The sequence below is a fragment of the Promicromonospora kroppenstedtii DSM 19349 genome, from assembly GCF_000515355.1.
Lineage (GTDB): Bacteria > Actinomycetota > Actinomycetes > Actinomycetales > Cellulomonadaceae > Promicromonospora > Promicromonospora kroppenstedtii.
Window position 1 is genome coordinate 125,615 of sequence record NZ_KI911649.1, and the last position, 1,287, is coordinate 126,901.

At 75.6% G+C, this 1,287-nt stretch carries 1 protein-coding gene; it reads left to right on the forward strand.

Features of this window, described 5'->3' with window-relative positions:
• Nucleotides 1–7: 7 nt before the first annotated feature.
• Nucleotides 8–1,117, forward strand: coding sequence for a TadA family conjugal transfer-associated ATPase (locus tag PROKR_RS10130; protein WP_245605781.1), 1,110 nt, complete (start codon nt 8–10; stop codon nt 1,115–1,117).
• The last annotated feature ends 170 nt before the right edge of the window (nt 1,118–1,287 follow it).

Consider the following 1,287-nt stretch of genomic DNA (forward strand, 5'->3'; position numbering starts at 1 on the left):
TGCCCGGCTGGCGACCGGCCGCACCGGTGCGGGGGCTGCGGTGCGCGACGCGGTCCGGGACTCCGGGCGGGTGCTCGGGTCCGACGCGCTGCGCGATCTGGAACGGTCCGCGCGGGCCGAGCTCACCGGAGCCGGCCCGCTCCAAGCGCTGCTGGACGCAGCCGACGTGACCGACGTGCTCGTCAACGGCCCGCGCGACGTGTGGGTCGAGCGGGGTGCCGGACTGGAGCGTGTCCCGGTCGACCTGGGCTCGGCCGCTGATGTGCGGGCGCTCGCCGTCCGCCTGGCCGCGCTGGGTGGGCAACGCCTCGACGACGCCTGTCCATACGTGGACGCGCGGCTGCCCGACGGCACACGGCTGCACGCCGTGCTCGAGCCCCTCGCGGAGTCCGGCGCGCTGATCTCGCTCCGCGTCCTGCGCACCCGCGCGTTCACGATCGACGAGCTCGTGGCCGGCCGTGCCCTGCCACGACAGTGGGCAGGGCTTCTGCGGGCGCTCGTGCTGCGGCGGGCGAACGTGCTGATCAGCGGAGGAACGGGCAGCGGCAAGACGACGCTGCTCGCCGCCCTGCTCTCCCTGGTGCCCGACGGCGAACGGGTGGTGACCGTCGAGGAGGCGCGAGAACTGCGCCCCGCGCACCCGCACGTGGTGCACCTGGCCGCCCGACGCTCCAACATCGAGGGAGCGGGTGCGGTCGACCTTGCCGACCTGGTCCGGAACGCCCTGCGCATGCGGCCCGATCGGATCGTGCTCGGCGAGTGCCGCGGCGCGGAGGTCCGAGAAGTCCTGATGGCGATGAACACCGGGCACGACGGCGGCTTCGCGACCCTGCACGCCAACGCCGTCGCCGTGGTGCCCGCGCGGCTGGAGGCGCTCGCGGGCCTGGCCGGGATGACCCGGGAGGCGGTTGCCGCGCAGGCCGCAAGCGCCCTGGACGTGGTGCTGCACCTCAGGCGCAGGCAGGGAACGCGGTACCTGGCGGAGGTCGGGCTGGTGGGGCGTGGCCCGGGTGGGGAGCTGGAGGTGCGCCCCGCCGCGCGGTGGGACGGCGGCGAGTGCTGCTCCACCGAACCGGCCGCGTGGAGCGAGCTGGTAGGGAGGTACGGACCGTGGTGAGAGTCGTGGAGTCGTTCGGCGTGGGGCTGCTCGTCGCGGTCGGCCTCTGGCTGGTGCTGGCGCGCGGCGGCCGACGGGTGGTCGAGGTGTTGGGCCGCCCGGATCCGCACGCTCGAGCTGCCGGCCTGGTTCCTGGCACCGGCCCGGCCGGCGTCGCGGCCCGGGCGTCT